Annotated in this window: 11 protein-coding genes; 8 read left to right on the top strand and 3 right to left on the bottom strand. The window is 68.7% G+C overall.

All coding sequences use genetic code 11. The features are described 5' to 3' along the window. Positions 1–173: 173 nt before the first annotated feature. From G0Q01_RS07745 to G0Q01_RS07765, 5 genes are all read left to right on the top strand, one after another. Entirely contained in the window at positions 174–1,397 is a 1,224-nt protein-coding gene (locus G0Q01_RS07745) for a glycosyltransferase family 4 protein (RefSeq protein ID WP_164213210.1), read from the top strand. A 121-nt stretch (positions 1,398–1,518) separates the two neighbouring features. Beyond that, positions 1,519–4,326 carry a molybdopterin oxidoreductase family protein gene (locus G0Q01_RS07750; protein WP_164213211.1) on the top strand — a complete coding sequence of 936 codons (2,808 nt, stop codon included), beginning with the start codon at positions 1,519–1,521 and terminating at the stop codon, positions 4,324–4,326. Positions 4,327–4,403: 77 nt separating this feature from the next. Beyond that, positions 4,404–5,153, top strand: a complete 750-nt coding sequence (locus tag G0Q01_RS07755; RefSeq protein WP_164213212.1) for a 4Fe-4S dicluster domain-containing protein — start codon at positions 4,404–4,406, stop codon at positions 5,151–5,153. A gap of 1 nt (position 5,154) precedes the next feature. After that, the gene (locus tag G0Q01_RS07760) at positions 5,155–6,021 is read left to right on the top strand and encodes a DmsC/YnfH family molybdoenzyme membrane anchor subunit (protein WP_164213213.1); all 867 of its coding nucleotides are present in this window, start codon (positions 5,155–5,157) and stop codon (positions 6,019–6,021) included. A gap of 5 nt (positions 6,022–6,026) precedes the next feature. Then, positions 6,027–6,977 (top strand): ester cyclase, encoded by a 951-nt coding sequence (locus tag G0Q01_RS07765; RefSeq protein WP_164213214.1) that lies wholly within the window; start codon positions 6,027–6,029, stop codon positions 6,975–6,977. 7 nt (positions 6,978–6,984) lie between these two features. On the opposite strand, the gene G0Q01_RS07770 is transcribed toward G0Q01_RS07765, so the two are convergent. Together G0Q01_RS07770 and G0Q01_RS07775 are read right to left on the bottom strand one after the other, a co-directional pair. Next, positions 6,985–7,608 carry a DUF1523 family protein gene (locus G0Q01_RS07770; RefSeq protein WP_164213215.1) on the bottom strand — a complete coding sequence of 208 codons (624 nt, stop codon included), beginning with the start codon at positions 7,606–7,608 and terminating at the stop codon, positions 6,985–6,987. Positions 7,609–7,938: 330 nt separating this feature from the next. After that, on the bottom strand, positions 7,939–9,414 hold the full coding sequence (locus G0Q01_RS07775; protein ID WP_108967421.1) for an NAD-dependent succinate-semialdehyde dehydrogenase: 1,476 nt from the start codon (positions 9,412–9,414) through the stop codon (positions 7,939–7,941). A gap of 101 nt (positions 9,415–9,515) precedes the next feature. Here G0Q01_RS07775 and G0Q01_RS07780 point away from each other — a divergent pair, with 101 nt between their 5' ends. Together G0Q01_RS07780 and G0Q01_RS07785 are read left to right on the top strand one after the other, a co-directional pair. After that, on the top strand, positions 9,516–10,304 hold the full coding sequence (locus G0Q01_RS07780; protein WP_164213216.1) for an alpha/beta hydrolase: 789 nt from the start codon (positions 9,516–9,518) through the stop codon (positions 10,302–10,304). Positions 10,305–10,404: 100 nt separating this feature from the next. Further along, positions 10,405–12,564: an esterase-like activity of phytase family protein gene (locus G0Q01_RS07785; protein ID WP_164213217.1), complete on the top strand. Its 2,160-nt coding sequence runs from the start codon at positions 10,405–10,407 to the stop codon at positions 12,562–12,564. Positions 12,565–12,673: 109 nt separating this feature from the next. On the opposite strand, the gene G0Q01_RS07790 is transcribed toward G0Q01_RS07785, so the two are convergent. Then, on the bottom strand, positions 12,674–13,573 hold the full coding sequence (locus G0Q01_RS07790) for a LysR family transcriptional regulator (RefSeq protein ID WP_203594936.1): 900 nt from the start codon (positions 13,571–13,573) through the stop codon (positions 12,674–12,676). 109 nt (positions 13,574–13,682) lie between these two features. Between G0Q01_RS07790 and G0Q01_RS07795 the strand changes: the two genes are divergently transcribed. Then, the gene (locus G0Q01_RS07795; protein ID WP_164213218.1) at positions 13,683–14,645 is read left to right on the top strand and encodes an NAD(P)-dependent alcohol dehydrogenase; all 963 of its coding nucleotides are present in this window, start codon (positions 13,683–13,685) and stop codon (positions 14,643–14,645) included. Positions 14,646–14,674 lie beyond the last annotated feature (29 nt).

The raw sequence follows: 14,674 nt of genomic DNA on the forward strand, positions 1-14,674 counted from the left end.
AATCGGCAGATTTGGCACATCTGCGGCCCGCTTGCGGGGGCGCGTCTGGCGAGAAGTCTCCGGCTTGGATTAAATCGCCGTGAAACCGCAGGATTGTTCGTTTGGAGACATGTTCCTGCCCGATTGCAGGCGCAGCCTACCTCCAAGAAAGGTAGCAGGAGTATGAGTGCAGCATGGTCCGTGGCCCCCTCAAGATCGCTTACCTGAGTGATTTCTCGGCGCTCGACCGGAACCTCTATTCTGGCGGCAACGCACGCATTCATGACGCGCTGCGGGCCCATGCCGGGGAGGTGACGATCCTGCCCACCGACTGGGGCACCGCCGAGCCGATCCGCCGCGCCATCCTGTCGATGCCCGACGCGCTCAGCCTGCGCCTGCGGTGGCGCGCCCAGATGGCGCTGTCGCAGGTGGTGGCCCGCCGGATCGAGGCGGCGCTGCAGCAGGACCGGTACGACGTGCTCTTCTGCGCCTATGCCTTCCAGTCGCTGCTCAGCCTGCGGCTGCCCTACCCGATGACCGTCGCCTATACATCGGACGCCACCCACAGCATCTACCGCGCCTCCGAGATCGGCGAGGCGCATCCGGGGCTGATCCCCGGCGGACGCCTCTTGGATGATTGGGTCGAACGCGCCGAGGCCGAGGTCTTCCGCCGCGCCGATCTGCTGCTCTGGCCCTCGCAATGGCTGATGGACGCCAGCGTCGCCCGCTACGAGCTGCCCGGGTGCAAGGCCCGGCTGGTGCCCTGGGGCGCAAATATCGCCCCGCCGCCACCGCTCGCGCCCCGGTCGATCTCGCGCTCCGACACGCTGCACCTGCTGGTGGTGGGCCGCAATTGGTGGGCCAAGGGCGGCCCCGTCGCGCAGGAGGTCATGTGCCTCCTGAGGGCGCGCGGCATCGACGCCCGGCTCACGGTGATCGGCTGCGTCCCGCCGCCCGAGGCGCAGGGCCCGCACACCGAGGTCCACCCGCAGCTCGACAAGGCCGTGCCCGAGCAGGCGGCGCTCTTCGAGCAGCTCTACGCCCGTGCGCATTTTGTTGTCATGCCCAGCTTCGAGAGCTACGGCTTCGCCTTCTGCGAGGCTTCGGCCTATGGCGTGCCCTCGCTCTGCCTGCGCATCGGCGGAGTTCCGGTGCGCGACGGGATCAACGGCTTCGCCCTGCCACCGGGCAGCGGCGCCGAGGATTTTACCGCCTGCATCCTCGCCTGCCTCGACGCGCCCGGGCGCTACGCCGCGCTGTCGCGCCGCAGCCGCGAGGAATACGAGGCACGGCTGAACTGGGACGCCTGGGGCCGTTCGGTCGGCACGCTTCTGCACCAGCAGGTGGCGCAGCGCAGCCGGGTCTCCGCGCCCTGCGCGGCGCCCGAGGCGCCCTGCCAAGCGGCCCCCGCGGGCTGATCCGACGCGGGTTCCGGCGCGCGGGCGCCGGGCCGCCCATCGCGCGGGCGTGACCGGGAAAGACCTAGCCTCACGGGGGCTTGTGGCCTAGCCTTCGGAGAAGGCACGGACGTGGACCCGAATGGCGCAGACGGAACGGCAGCACGACATCCCCGACACCCAGGTGCAGATCTCGGACGAGATCCGCAAGACGACCTGCTACATGTGCGCCTGCCGCTGCGGCATCGACGTTCACCTGAAGGATGGCACCCCTGTCTACATCGAGGGCAACCGCGACCACCCGGTGAACCGCGGCGTGCTCTGCGCCAAGGGCGCGGCGGGGCTGAAACAGGTGACCTCTCCGGCCCGGCTGCGGGCGCCGCTGCGCCGCGTGGGTCCGCGCGGATCGGGAGAGTTCGAGGAGATCAGCTGGGACGAGGCGCTGGAGACCGCAGCCGGATGGCTCAAGCCCCTGCGCGAGACGGCCCCCGAGCAGCTCGCCTTCTTCACCGGGCGCGACCAGTCGCAGAGCCTCACCAGCTGGTGGGCGCAGCAGTTCGGTACGCCCAATTACGCCGCCCATGGCGGCTTCTGCTCGGTCAATATGGCGGCGGCGGGACTCTACACGCTCGGCGCCAGCTTCTGGGAATTTGGCACCCCCGACTGGGATCATGCCGAGCTGCTGCTGCTCTTCGGCGTGGCCGAGGACCACGACAGCAACCCGATCAAGATGGGCCTGTCCCAGCTCAAGGCGCGCGGCGCCAAGGTGGTCAGCATCAATCCGGTGCGCAGCGGCTACAGCGCCATCGCCGACGCGTGGCTCGGCATCACCCCGGGCAGCGACGGGCTGCTGGTGCTCTCGCTGGTGCACGAACTCTTGCGCGCCGGGCGGATCGACCTCGAGTTCCTCGCGCAGTTCACCAATGCCCCGGTGCTGGTCGATTGCGATCCCAAGTCACCGGAGTACGGCCTGTTCCTGAGGGGGGATGACGACAGCCCGCTGGTCATCGATGCCCGCACGGGCCGCCCCGCGCCCTGGGACGGCGAGGGAGTCGAGCCCAAGCTCACCGGCCACCTGCGCCGCGCCGGGATCAGCCACCGCACGGTGATGGAGATGATCGCCGCGCAATACATGGACCGGGCCTATGCGCCCGAGGCGGTGGCCGAACGCGTCGGCCTGCCGCCCGAGCGCATCCGCTGGCTCGCCGCCGAGATCGCCCGCGCCGCCTTCGACACGAGGCTGCAACTGGACCGCCCCTGGACAGACTTCCGCGGTCGCCAGCACAGCACCATGCCCGGCCGCCCGGTGGCGGTGCACGCCATGCGCGGCGTCTCGGCGCATTCCAACGGGTTCCAGACCTGCCGCGCCATCCACTTGTTGCAGGCGCTTCTGGGCGCGGTAGAGACGCCCGGCAGCTTCCGCTTCAAGCCGCCTTATCCCAAGCCGCCCGAGGCGCATTGCCGCCCGCATTTCCGCGCCCGCCCCGGCCAGCCGCTGGAAGGCCCGCCGCTCGGCTACCCGCTCGGCCCCGAGGACTTGGCGGTGGACGCGGCAGGCGCGCCGCTGCGCATCGACAAGGCCTTCAGCTGGGAGGCGCCTCTGGCGGTGCACGGCATGATGCACATGGTCATCGCCAATGCGGTGGCGGCAGACCCGTATCCGATCGACACGCTGTTTCTTTACATGTCGAACATGGCCTGGAACTCGGCGATGAACACCGCCGGCACCATGGAGATGCTGACGGCGCAGGACGAGGAGGGCAATTACCTCATCCCCCGCATCATCTACTCCGACGCCTATGCCTCGGAGATGGTCGCCTATGCGGATCTCATCTTGCCCGACACCACCTACCTCGAACGCCACGACTGCATCTCGCTGCTCGACCGGCCGATCTCCGAGCCGGATGCCGCCGCCGATGCGATCCGCTGGCCGGTGATCGAGCCCGACCGCGACGTGCGCCCCTTCCAGTCGGTGCTTCTGGACCTCGGCGCACGGCTCGGCCTGCCCGGCATGTCCAAGGATGGCAGGCCGGTTTACCGCGACTACGCCGATTACATCACCAACCACGAGCGCCGGCCCGGCATCGGCCCGCTCGCCGGTTTCCGCATGGGGCCGCACGGTTTGCAGGACGGGCGCGGCACGCCGAACGAGGCGCAACTCGACAGCTACATCGCGGCGGGCGGCACGCATCGCATTCCCGTCCCGCCAGAGGCCGCCTACTACAAGCCGTGGAACCGCGCTTACCAAGACTGGGCCGTGGCGACAGGGTTGCTCGACGCCCCGGCGCCCGCGCTCGTCCAGCTCTGGTCCGAGCCCCTGCGCCGCTTCCAGCGCGCCGCCGAGGGACAGGGCGAGCGCCAGCCGCCCGACGCGCTGCGCGACCGTCTCGCCGCGGTCATGACGCCGCTGCCGGTCTGGTACCCGCCGCTGTCGGATATTCCTGAGGACGAGGAAAGCTACCCGCTGCACGCGATCACCCAGCGCCCCATGGCGATGTACCACAGCTGGGGCAGCCAGAATGTTTGGCTGCGGCAAATCCACGGGGCGAACCCGCTCTACATCCCCGGCGCCTGGTGGCGCGCGCTTGGCCTGCAGGAGGGCGATTGGGTCCGGGTCATATCTCCGCACGGCGAGATCACCGCCCCCGCCGCGCGCATGGAGGCGCAGAGCGAAAGCACCGTCTGGACCTGGAACGCCCTCGGCAAGCGCAGCGGCACCTGGGGGCTCGACCCGGATGCGCCAGAGGCGAAGAAGGGGTTTCTGCTCAACCACCTGATCCCCGAGCACCTCCCTCCGCGCGCGGAGGGCGTCAGCCTCTCCAACTCCGATCCGATCACCGGCCAGGCGGCGTGGTTCGACCTTCGCGTCCGCCTCGAGAAATGCGCCGCACCGGGCGACTCCCGCCCGGCCTTCCCGCCGCTCCGCTCTCCCGTCCCGCGCCCCGCCTGAGTTTTTCTTCCAGCTCCAGATATCCCGGGGTCCGGGGCAGCGTCCCGAAACCCGCCAGCCACGAGCCAGACGCCAGAATGACCGACCTTCCCAGCCACACGGAGCGCCAGCTCGGCCTCGTCATCGATCTCGACACCTGCGTCGGCTGTCATGCCTGCGTGGTGGCCTGCAAGGGCTGGAACACACAAAGCCAGCCGAGCCCGCTGTCGGACCAGGACCCCCATGGCGCCGCGCCTTCCGGTACCTTCCTCAATCGCGTCCACGCCTATGAGGTGATGCCGGAGTCCGGCCCGGCGCAGGTGGTGCATTTCCCGAAGTCCTGCCTGCACTGCGCTGACGCGCCCTGCGTCACCGTCTGCCCCACCGGTGCGAGCTTCAAGCGGATGGAGGACGGCATCGTGCTGGTCAACGAGGCCGAGTGCATCGGCTGCGGCCTTTGCGCCTGGGCCTGCCCCTATGGCGCGCGCGAGATGGACATGGCCGAGGGGGTGATGAAGAAATGCACCCTCTGCGTCGATCGCATCTACAACGAAACCCTGCCAGAAGAGGATCGCGTGCCCGCCTGCGTGCGCACCTGCCCGGCTGGGGCGCGGCATTTCGGCGATCTGTCGGACCCGGAGAGCGCGGTCTCGCTGCTGGTCGAGGCGCGCGGCGGCATGGACCTCATGCCCGAACAGGGCACCCGCCCCGCCAACAAGTACCTGCCGCCCCGCCGGCGCGACGCCTGGCAAGACGAGGTGGACGTTCTCGCGCCCTGGCTCGAGCCGGTGGCCGAGGAGCCCCGGGGCTTGCTCGGCTGGATCGACCGGACGCTGGCGAGGCTCTGAGATGCACCCGGCGCCCTCGCTCATCCTCTTCACCACGCTTTCGGGTCTCGGCTTCGGCCTTCTGGTGTGGCTCGGGATCGACCCGTCACCGCCCGAAGCGCTGACCGCCTTCGCGTGGTTGGCGCTGGCCTACGCCTTGTGCCTCTCGGGCCTCGCCGCCTCGGCGACTCACCTCGAGCGCCGCGAGCGGGCGTTGAAGGCGTTCCGGCAGTGGCGCACGAGCTGGCTCTCGCGCGAGGCCTGGGCGGCGTTGGTCAGCCTGCTGCTGGGCGGCGGCTACGGACTCTCGCTGTTGCTTGGCCGGCCGCTGCTGCCACTCGGCTGGTTGACCGCCCTCGCAGCGCTGGCCACCGTCTTCTGTACCGCGATGATCTACGCGCAGCTCAAATCCGTGCCCCGCTGGCACCACCGGTCGACGCCGGCGCTCTTTCTCGCCTACGCGCTGAGTGGCGGCGCGCTGCTGTCGGGCCAAAGGTGGCCGGCGTTGGTGCTTCTGGGGCTCACCGCCGCGTTGCAAATCTGGAGCTGGATCGACGGCGACGGGCGCTTTGCTCGCAGCGGCACCACGTTGGCCAGTGCCACGGGGCTCGGCGCCGCGGGCAGCCCCCGGGCGCTGTTTCCGCCACACACCGGCAGCAACTACCTGCTGCGCGAGATGGTCTTCGTCGTCGCCCGTCGCCATCTTTTGAAGCTGAGGGTGCTGGCCGCGCTGCTCGGCTTCGTGCTGCCGGCGGCGCTGCTGCTCGCGACAGCTGTGTCGTATTTTAACTTCATCTGCCTTGCCCCGCATGTCGCGGGCGTGCTCCTCTCGCGCTGGCTCTTCTTTGCCGAGGCCAAACACGTGGTCGGCCTCTACTACGGAAGGTGACGAATGTGTCGTTTCTCGCCGGGTTCGACCCGCGCTGGCAGGACGCTGGCCAGTACCTCTCTTCTCTCACCCGCGACCTCGACGAGGGGCGGCGCCTTGACCTTTTGGGTGCGATGCTCGCGCCCGAGCTGGTCTCGCATGGCGGCAGCGGCGCGCTGATCGAGCCCGAGGTGCTGGGCGCAGAGCTGGCGGCGCGGCTCGCGGCGCTGACCGGGCCGCGTCTTCGGCTGGAAGACCGGCTTTGGCAAGCCGCGGGCGCCAACACGCTCTATGCCGCCGAGCGATTTCAGGTCACCGCCCTTCACGGCGGCAATGGGCTCTACGGGCCGCCGAGCCGCAGGCCGGTGCAGTTCGCGCAGATGTCCGAGCGGCTCTGCGTCTCGGGTCGGCTCACCGAGCAATGGGTGCTGCGCGACGAGGCGGCAATCGTGCAGCAGTTGGGGCTGACCCCGGAGGAGGGGGCGCGGCTGCGCCTCGCGGGCGGCGCGCCCGATCCGGTGGCGTCACGCTATGCTGGCGGCGGCAACGCAGATGCCTGGGGCGCGGCGCTGGCCGACCTGCTCACACGGGTGATGTCGGGCGAGGTCGCGGTTTTGGCAGCGCAGTACGATCCGGCGGCAGAGCTTTTCCTGCCCGGCGCCGAGATCGGCTGCGGCCCGCGCGAGGCCGAGGCGTTTTGGATCGGGCTGCGCGCGGCCTTCCCCTCGGCCCCTTTCGAGGTCGAGCACGCGCTTGGGGCAGAGACGCCGCTCGCGCCACCGCGCGCCTGCATCCGCTGGCGGCTCACCGGGCGGCACGACGGGCAGGGCGCGTTCGGTGCCCCGAGCGGCGCGCTGGTCGATATCCTGGGGATGACCCATGCCGAGTTCGGCCAGGACGGGCTGCGCCGCGAATGGACGCTCTACGATGCGCCCGGGGTCTGGGTGCAGATCCTGCGCGCCACGGGCGCCTGCTGAGCGCGCCTCACCTCTTTTTGCGCCCGAAGAAGCCGCGGATGCGCCCGCCCGCCTCGTCGAGATTGTCGCCCATCTCTTCCAGAGCCGGGTCGATGCGGGCGCGGCGGAAGCGCCGCCAGCGCACCCAGACCGCCCAGACGATCGCCGCCAGCAGGGTCAGCACGATGATGTTGGTCCAGGGAATGATGCGTGCGTCAGGTCCGTCCACCGGCGTGATCTTCACCGCGTTGGGGTAGATCGAGAGGAACTCGTTGCGCCAGCCGTAATGTTTGATCGCCACCCATTGCGGCGCCGCCGAGCCGGAGCGCAGGTCGTTCGCCTCGGCCTGCAGGTTCGAGGTGTCGAACTTGAAGTAGGGTGGCCAGCCCCAGCTCGTGTCCTCGTTGCGGTAGACCATGACCTTGTCGTTGGACAGGCGGGTCTGGATGAAGAAGACGTCGCGCCCGCCAGTGGCGGCGGCGCTCTTGCTTCCGGCCTGGCTCCAGAACCAGCGGTTGACGCTGCCCGGCGTCTCGCGCTTCTCGTAGGTGTCGGTGATACGCGCGATGTCGTGCTGCGGCAGCGTGTAATGCAGGAACCCCGCGACGAGCACCCAGAAGAGCACGATGAAGGTCCATTTCACGTAGCGCATGGCAAGCTCTCCTGAATGTCGCGTCGGGCCTTAACTCAGGTGACGCCTCGGCGCGGGAAAATCAACCGCGCGATGCGGAAAACCTCGGCGGGCCAGCGCCCTGCCGCCGCTTCTTCCGGGCCCAAACGGGCCTGAGGGGCGGCATCTGCGGACGGGGGAAGAGCCCCCGCCCGGCCTGTTCATTGCAGCGCGCAGACTGGCCTTGCCGCGCTGCGGCGGTGTTTCACGTGGAGCGTGACGCAGGGTCGGGATGATGCCGTGCCCATGTGTGAGGGGCGCCGCCCCTCACACGCGCCGGGATATTTCCACCCAGATCAAAAGGGCAGAGGCTCAGACGCTCAGGCAGACGTATTTCATCTCGAGGTAGTCCTCGATGCCGTGGTGGCTGCCTTCGCGGCCGAGGCCGGACTGCTTGACCCCGCCGAAGGGGGCGAGCTCGGTGGAGATGAGGCCGGTGTTGACCCCGACGATGCCGTATTCCAGCGCCTCGGCCACCTTGTACACGCGGCTGAGGTCCTTGGCGTAGAAATAGGAGGCGAGACCGAAGATCGTGTCGTTTGCCATCTCGATGACCTCGTCTTCGTCCTCGAATTTGAAGAGCGGGGCGAGGGGGCCGAAGGTCTCCTCGGTGGCGAACTTCATCTCGCGGGTGGCGCCGGTGACGATGGTCGGGCCGAAGAACTGGCCGTCTAGTTCCTGCTCCTCGCTGCCGAGGAGGACCGTGGCGCCCTTCTCCTTGGCGTCGCGGATATGCTCCTGCACCTTGTCGATCGCCTTGGAGGTGATCAGCGGGCCGAGGTCGGTGCCCTCTTCGAGCCCGTCACCGACCTTGAGCTTCTTCACTGCGGCGGCGAGTTTCTCGGCGAAGGCGTCATAGACGCCGGACTGCACGTAGATGCGGTTGGCGCAGACGCAGGTCTGGCCGTTGTTGCGGAACTTGCAGGCGATGGCGCCTTCGACGGCGGCGTCTAGATCGGCGTCGTCGAAGACGATGAAGGGTGCGTTGCCGCCCAGCTCCATCGAGCATTTCATCACCTGGTCGGCGGCCTGGCGCAGCAGGATGCGGCCGACCTCGGTGGAGCCGGTGAAGGTCAGCTTGCGCACCTTGGGATTCTCGCAGAACTCCTTGCCCGCCTCGGACGAGGACGAGGTCGGCACCACGTTGAACACCCCGGCCGGGATGCCGGCGCGTTCGGCGAGCACCGCGATGGCCAGCGCCGAGAGCGGGGTCTCCGAGGCCGGACGGGCGACAAAAGCGCAACCGGCGGCCAGCGCGGGGCCGGCCTTGCGGGTGATCATCGCGTTGGGGAAGTTCCAGGGCGTGATCGAGGCGGCGACGCCGATCGGCTGCTTGATCACCGTGATGCGCTTGTCGCGGGCATGGCCGGGAATGGTCTCGCCGTAGACGCGCTTGGCCTCTTCGCCGAAGAACTCGATGAACGACGCGCCATAGGCGATCTCGCCCTTGGCCTCTGCCAGCGGCTTGCCCTGCTCTGCGGTCATGATGATGCCGAGGTCGTCCTGGTTCTCCATCATCAGGTCGAACCACTTGCGCAGGACCTTCGCGCGCTCCTTGCCGGTCCAGCTCGCCCAGTCCTTCTGGGCGGCGTAGGCACCGTCGATGGCGCCGGCGATCTGGTCACGGCTGAGATCGGCGACGCGGGCGATCACGTCGCCGCGGGCGGGGTTGGTTACCTCGAATTCGCCGTCGGCGCCGGTGATCCATTCGCCGTTCACATAGGCGCGGGTGGCAAGCAGGCTGGGGTCCTTCAGCAGCCCGGGAAGGTCGGTGGTCTGGTCAAGCATGGTGATCTCCATTTCTCCTGCCGCGGTTCCCGCTGTCTTTCCTGCTGCGGGCGTCGGCGTATCTGCTATTTGCTACTCTAGTACGAGAACGGAGGATGACGATGGATCTCAGCGACGCATATGCCAATGCAGCCCATATTCCCGGTGCGGCCGACTTTCCGCCCCGCTGGAGCGCGGCGGCCGAGGCGTTCCGGGCACAGCTTGCCGAAACGGGGCGGTTCCGCAGGCTCGCCTACGGGCCGGGCGCGCGCGAGGCGCTGGATCTCTTTCTGCCCGAGGAGGAGGCGAAGGGCCTCGTGGTCTTCGTTCACGGCGGCTACTGGCTGCGCTTCGACCGCTCGGTCTGGTCGCATTTCGCCGCGGGCCCGCTGGCGCAGGGCTGGGCGGTGGCGATGCCCTCCTATGATCTCTGCCCCGATGTGCGGATCGCGGACATCACCCGGCAGGTTGCCGTGGCCGTGAGCCGGGCGGCGGAGGAGGTCGCGGGTCCGATCCTCCTCACGGGCCATTCGGCGGGCGGACACTTGGTGGCGCGCATGCTGGCGCCGGGGCTGCTGCCGGAGGCGGTGGCGGCGCGGATCAAGCGGGTGGTGCCGATCTCGCCGCTGTCCGACCTGCGCCCGCTGATGCAGACCGACATGAACGAGGGTCTGAGGCTGGACGCGGCCGAGGCGGAGGCCGAGAGCCCGATCTTCCAGCCCGCGCCGCAGGTGCCGGTGACGGTCTGGGTCGGCGCTGCCGAGCGTCCGGTGTTCCTCGACCAGGCGCGCTGGCTGGGCGAGGCCTGGGGCTGCGAGGTGGTGATCGACGAAAGCCTGCACCATTTCGACGTGATCGATGGGCTGGTCGAGGCGGACAGTCCGCTCTGCCGTGCGGTGACCGGGGCCTGAGGCGCCGCCCTAACGCGCGTCATGTAGACGTCACGGCATCGTCATTCCTGCGTTACAGAGCGGGCGCATGGCGTTCCCCATGACAACAGGGGGACGTCCCATGACCATCCGCACGCTGTGCCTGACCTCGGCACTGGCGCTTTTCGCCGGTGCCGCGCAGGCCGAGATGACCTTCAACCGCATCGCCAGCTTTGCCACGCCCGAGAACATGGCCGAGGGCGAGGACCGCGCGCGCGTGACCTCGGCCGAGATCATCTATGCCTCGGAGGATGGCAACACGCTGGTCTACACCGACAGCCCGCTGGGCGTGATCGGTCGCATCGACATCACCGACCCGCGTGCGCCGAAGCCGCTGGGCAATATCGAGATGGGCGGCGAGCCGACCTCGGTGGCGGTTTCCGGCGGCACAGCCTTCGTCGGCGTGAACACGTCCGAGAGCTTCACCAATCCGTCGGGCAAGCTCGAGATGGTCGAGATGTCGACCGGCGAGATCACCGGCGAGTGTGACCTCGGCGGCCAGCCGGACAGCGTTGCGCTGGCCAAGGATGGCAGCTTCGTCGTCGTGGCCATCGAGAACGAGCGCGACGAGGATGCCGGCGATGGCCGCGTGCCGCAGATGCCTGCGGGCTACGTGGCAATCCTCGACGTGGTGGACGGCGCGGCGGACTGCGCCAGCCTGGTGAAGGCCGACGTGACCGGCCTCGCCGAGATTGCACCCGAGGATCCCGAGCCCGAGTTCGTCGACGTCAACGGCCTTGGCGAGATCGTCCTGACCCTGCAGGAGAACAACCACCTCGTCGTGCTGAACAAGGCCGGTGAGGTGCTGAGCCATTTCACCGCCGGCACCACCGACCTGACCGAGATCGATGCCACCGACGAGCGCGGCGCGCTGATCTTCACCGAAAGCCAGCCCGGCCGCCTGCGCGAGCCGGACTCGGTGCAGTGGATCGACGACGAGACTTTCGCCATCGCCAACGAGGGTGACATGGACGGCGGCTCGCGCAGCTTCACCGTGTTCCGCAAGGACGGCACCGAGCTTTACGACAGCGGCAACAGCTTCGAGCACGCCGTGGTGCAGGTTGGCCATTACCCGGACAAGCGCTCCGACGCCAAGGGTGCCGAGCCCGAGGGTATGGAAGTCGCGACCTTTGACGGCACGCCCTACATGATCCTGCTCTCGGAGCGCGGCTCGGTCGCCGGGGTCTACGACATGACCGACCCCGCCGCACCGGTGCTGAAGCAGATGCTGCCCTCGGGGATCGCCCCCGAAGGTGCCGTGGCGATCCCGCAGCGCAACCTGCTGGTCACCGCCAACGAGGAAGACCTGATCGAGGACGGCGGCGTGCGCGCCCACGTGATGATCTACGAATACGCCGAGGGCGAGGCGATGTATCCGACGCTGACCTCGGAAGGCGCGGACGAGCTGATCGGCTGGGGTGCGATCTCGGGCATGGTCGCGGGCGAGGACGGCAAGGTCTACGCGGTCAATGACAGCTTCTACGGCTTCCAGCCGCGGATCTTCGTCATCGACCCCAGCTCTAAGCCCGCCAAGATCACCCGTGCCATCGAGGTGACCCGCGCGGGACTGCCGGCGCAGAAGCTCGACATCGAGGGAATCACGCTCGACGGCGAGGGTGGTTTCTGGCTGGCCTCTGAGGGCAATACCGCCAAGCTGGTGCCGCATGCGCTCTACCACGTGACTGCAGAGGGCGAGATCAAGGAGGAGGTGGGCCTGCCTGCCGAGTTGCTGGCGCAGGAGAAGCGGTTCGGCTTCGAGGGCGTCACCATGCTGGACGGTACGCTTTGGATGGCGGTGCAGCGCGAGTGGGGCGACGATCCGAAGGATCATGTGAAGCTGGTGTCCTACACCCCCGAGACCGGGGAATGGGGCGCCGTACGCTACGCCAAGGCCGCTGCCGAGACCGGCTGGACCGGGCTTTCGGAGATCACCGCCCATGGCGATTACGTCTACGTGGTGGAGCGCGACAACCAGATCGGTGCCGCGGCGGTCACCAAGAAGGTCTATCGCATCCCTGCCGCCGAGATGGTTCCCGCAGCGCTGGGGAGCGAGCTTCCCGTGGTCAGCAAGGAAGAGGTGCGCGACCTGATTCCGGACCTGAAGGGCTGGGGTGGCTACGTGGTCGACAAGGTCGAGGGTCTCGCCATCACGCAGGATGGCACCGTTTACGTCTCGACCGACAACGACGGCGTCGACGACAGCTCGGGCGAAACCTTCTTCTGGTCGTTCCAGCTCGACTGATCTCCCAGACCTGAAACAGGGGCGCCGTGCGGGAAACCGTGCGGCGCCCTTGTCGTTCTTGGGGCCGGGGGCAAGCTCGCGCCGTGCGTAACTGAAACGAGAAGAACGGTCAGGACGCGCGCAACAGCGGCGGGATCAGCTCGGCCAGAAGGTCATAGACGAGGCGGATTCGGCGCGAACTGTGCAGCTCGCGATGGGCGACCAGCCAGACCGGATAGGGAATTTCCAGCTCGGGCAGGACGCGCGTGAGTTGCGGGTCGGGATCGCCGAGGCCGAGCGGGCCGACGCCGATGCCAAGCCCCGCGCGGGCCATCTGCCAGTGTACAAGATGGCTCGAGCTGACAATCGGGAAGTTCGCCTCGGTGACCGGCGCGCCGAGCTCGCGCAGGAAGGCCCTGTGCGGGCCGGGGTCCTCGAAGGCGATGAACTCGGCCGCAGCGAGGTCGGGCAGGGACTCGATCTGCGGCAGCGTGGCGAGATAGCCGGGCGTGGCGTAGAAACTGCCGCGGTCTTCGGCGATGCGTTTCGCGATGAGGTCAGGCTGCTCCGGCCGGGCGTTGCGCAGGGCGATATCGGCCTCGCGGCGCCGCAGGTCGCGGATGGCGTTGGAGGCGAGGATCTCGATGGTCAGCCCGGGCGCGGCGGCGCGAATCCGTGGCAGGACCTGTGGCAGCAGCCAGGCGGAATAGATCTCCGAGGCGGTGATCGTGACGTGCCCGGCGATATCCTGCTGCTGCCCGGTGGCGACGCGCGACAACCGTTCTGCCGCCTCACCCATGGCGCGGGCGTGCTCGGCGAGCTGCATGCCCGCTTCCGTGAGCCGAAGCCCGGTGCCCTGACGCTCGAAGAGAGTGAGGCCCAGTTCCCTTTCCAGCGCCGCCACCTGCCGCCCGAGCGTTGGCTGGCTCATCTTCAACGCGCGGGCCGCGCCCGAGAGTGAGCCCTGTTCGGCGGTGGCGAGAAACCCGCGCAGCCGGTTCCAGTCGAAGCGGAGCTTCTTCCAGTCCATGCGTATTTGTATGGCCATGGTGCAATACTGGTCAATATTACTGCGCAATCGTTGAGTGTATCTGCGGCTCATCCAAGCAAGATCCGATTTGACCCCCGAGGAGCCAGCCATGAAAGCCGCCACCGCCCGCCGCTACGGCCCCGCCGATGTTTTGCAGATCGAAGAGCTGCCGCGCCCCGTGCCGGGACGGGGCGAGATCCTCCTTCGGGTCCGTGCCGCCTCGGTCACCACCGCCGACTGGCGCCTGCGCGCCGCGGCCTTCCCCGGAGGACTGGCGCTGATCGGGCGGCTGGTTGCGGGCCTGTGGAGGCCGCGGCATCTCGTGCCGGGCTCGGATGTGGCGGGTGAGGTCGCGGCGCTGGGTACAGGTGTCGAAGGGTTTGAGGTCGGGCAAAGGGTTGTTGCCGTGCTCGGTCACGGCGGGCATGCGGAATACGGGCTTGCGAAGGCCGAGGGCGCGGTGGCGCCGATCCCCGAGGGCATGGGGTTCGACGAGGCCGCCGCCCTGCCCTTCGGCGGGCTCACGGCGCTGGAATTCCTGCGCGACGTCGCGAAGCTGCGTGCGGGGCAGAAGGTGCTGATCCTCGGGGCCTCTGGCGGAGTCGGCGCCTACGCGGTGCAGATCGCCGCAGCGCTCGGCGCGGATGTGACCGCCGTGGCGGGGCCAAGACGCGAAGCCATTCTGCGCGGCCTCGGGGCAGAGCGCGTGCTCGATTATCGCAGCGACGAGATCACCGGCCGCTTCGACCTGATCTTCGACACGGTGGGGGCGATGAACTGGCCCCAGAGCCGCGGACTGCTGGGCAAGCAGGGGCTCTTCCTGCCACTCAACTTCGGGCTGCGCGAGCTTGGCCACCTCCTGCGGTCAAAGCTCTCCGGCGGCCCGCGCATGGCGCTTCACGTGAGCGGCGACAGCCGCGAGGGGCTGGAGAGTTTGCTGGCGCTGTGGCGCGAGGGCAGGCTGCGCCCGGTCATCGACTCCCGTTTCGCGCTGGACAATATTGCCGAGGCGCATCGTCTGGTCGAGACCCGGCACCGGGCCGGCGCGGTGGTGCTCGAGGTCGGCGCGTAGCGGGGTGGGGTGGTCCTGCAGCGTCGGGG

It is taken from the genome of Salipiger sp. PrR007, assembly GCF_010499845.1.
GTDB lineage: Bacteria > Pseudomonadota > Alphaproteobacteria > Rhodobacterales > Rhodobacteraceae > Salipiger > Salipiger pacificus_A.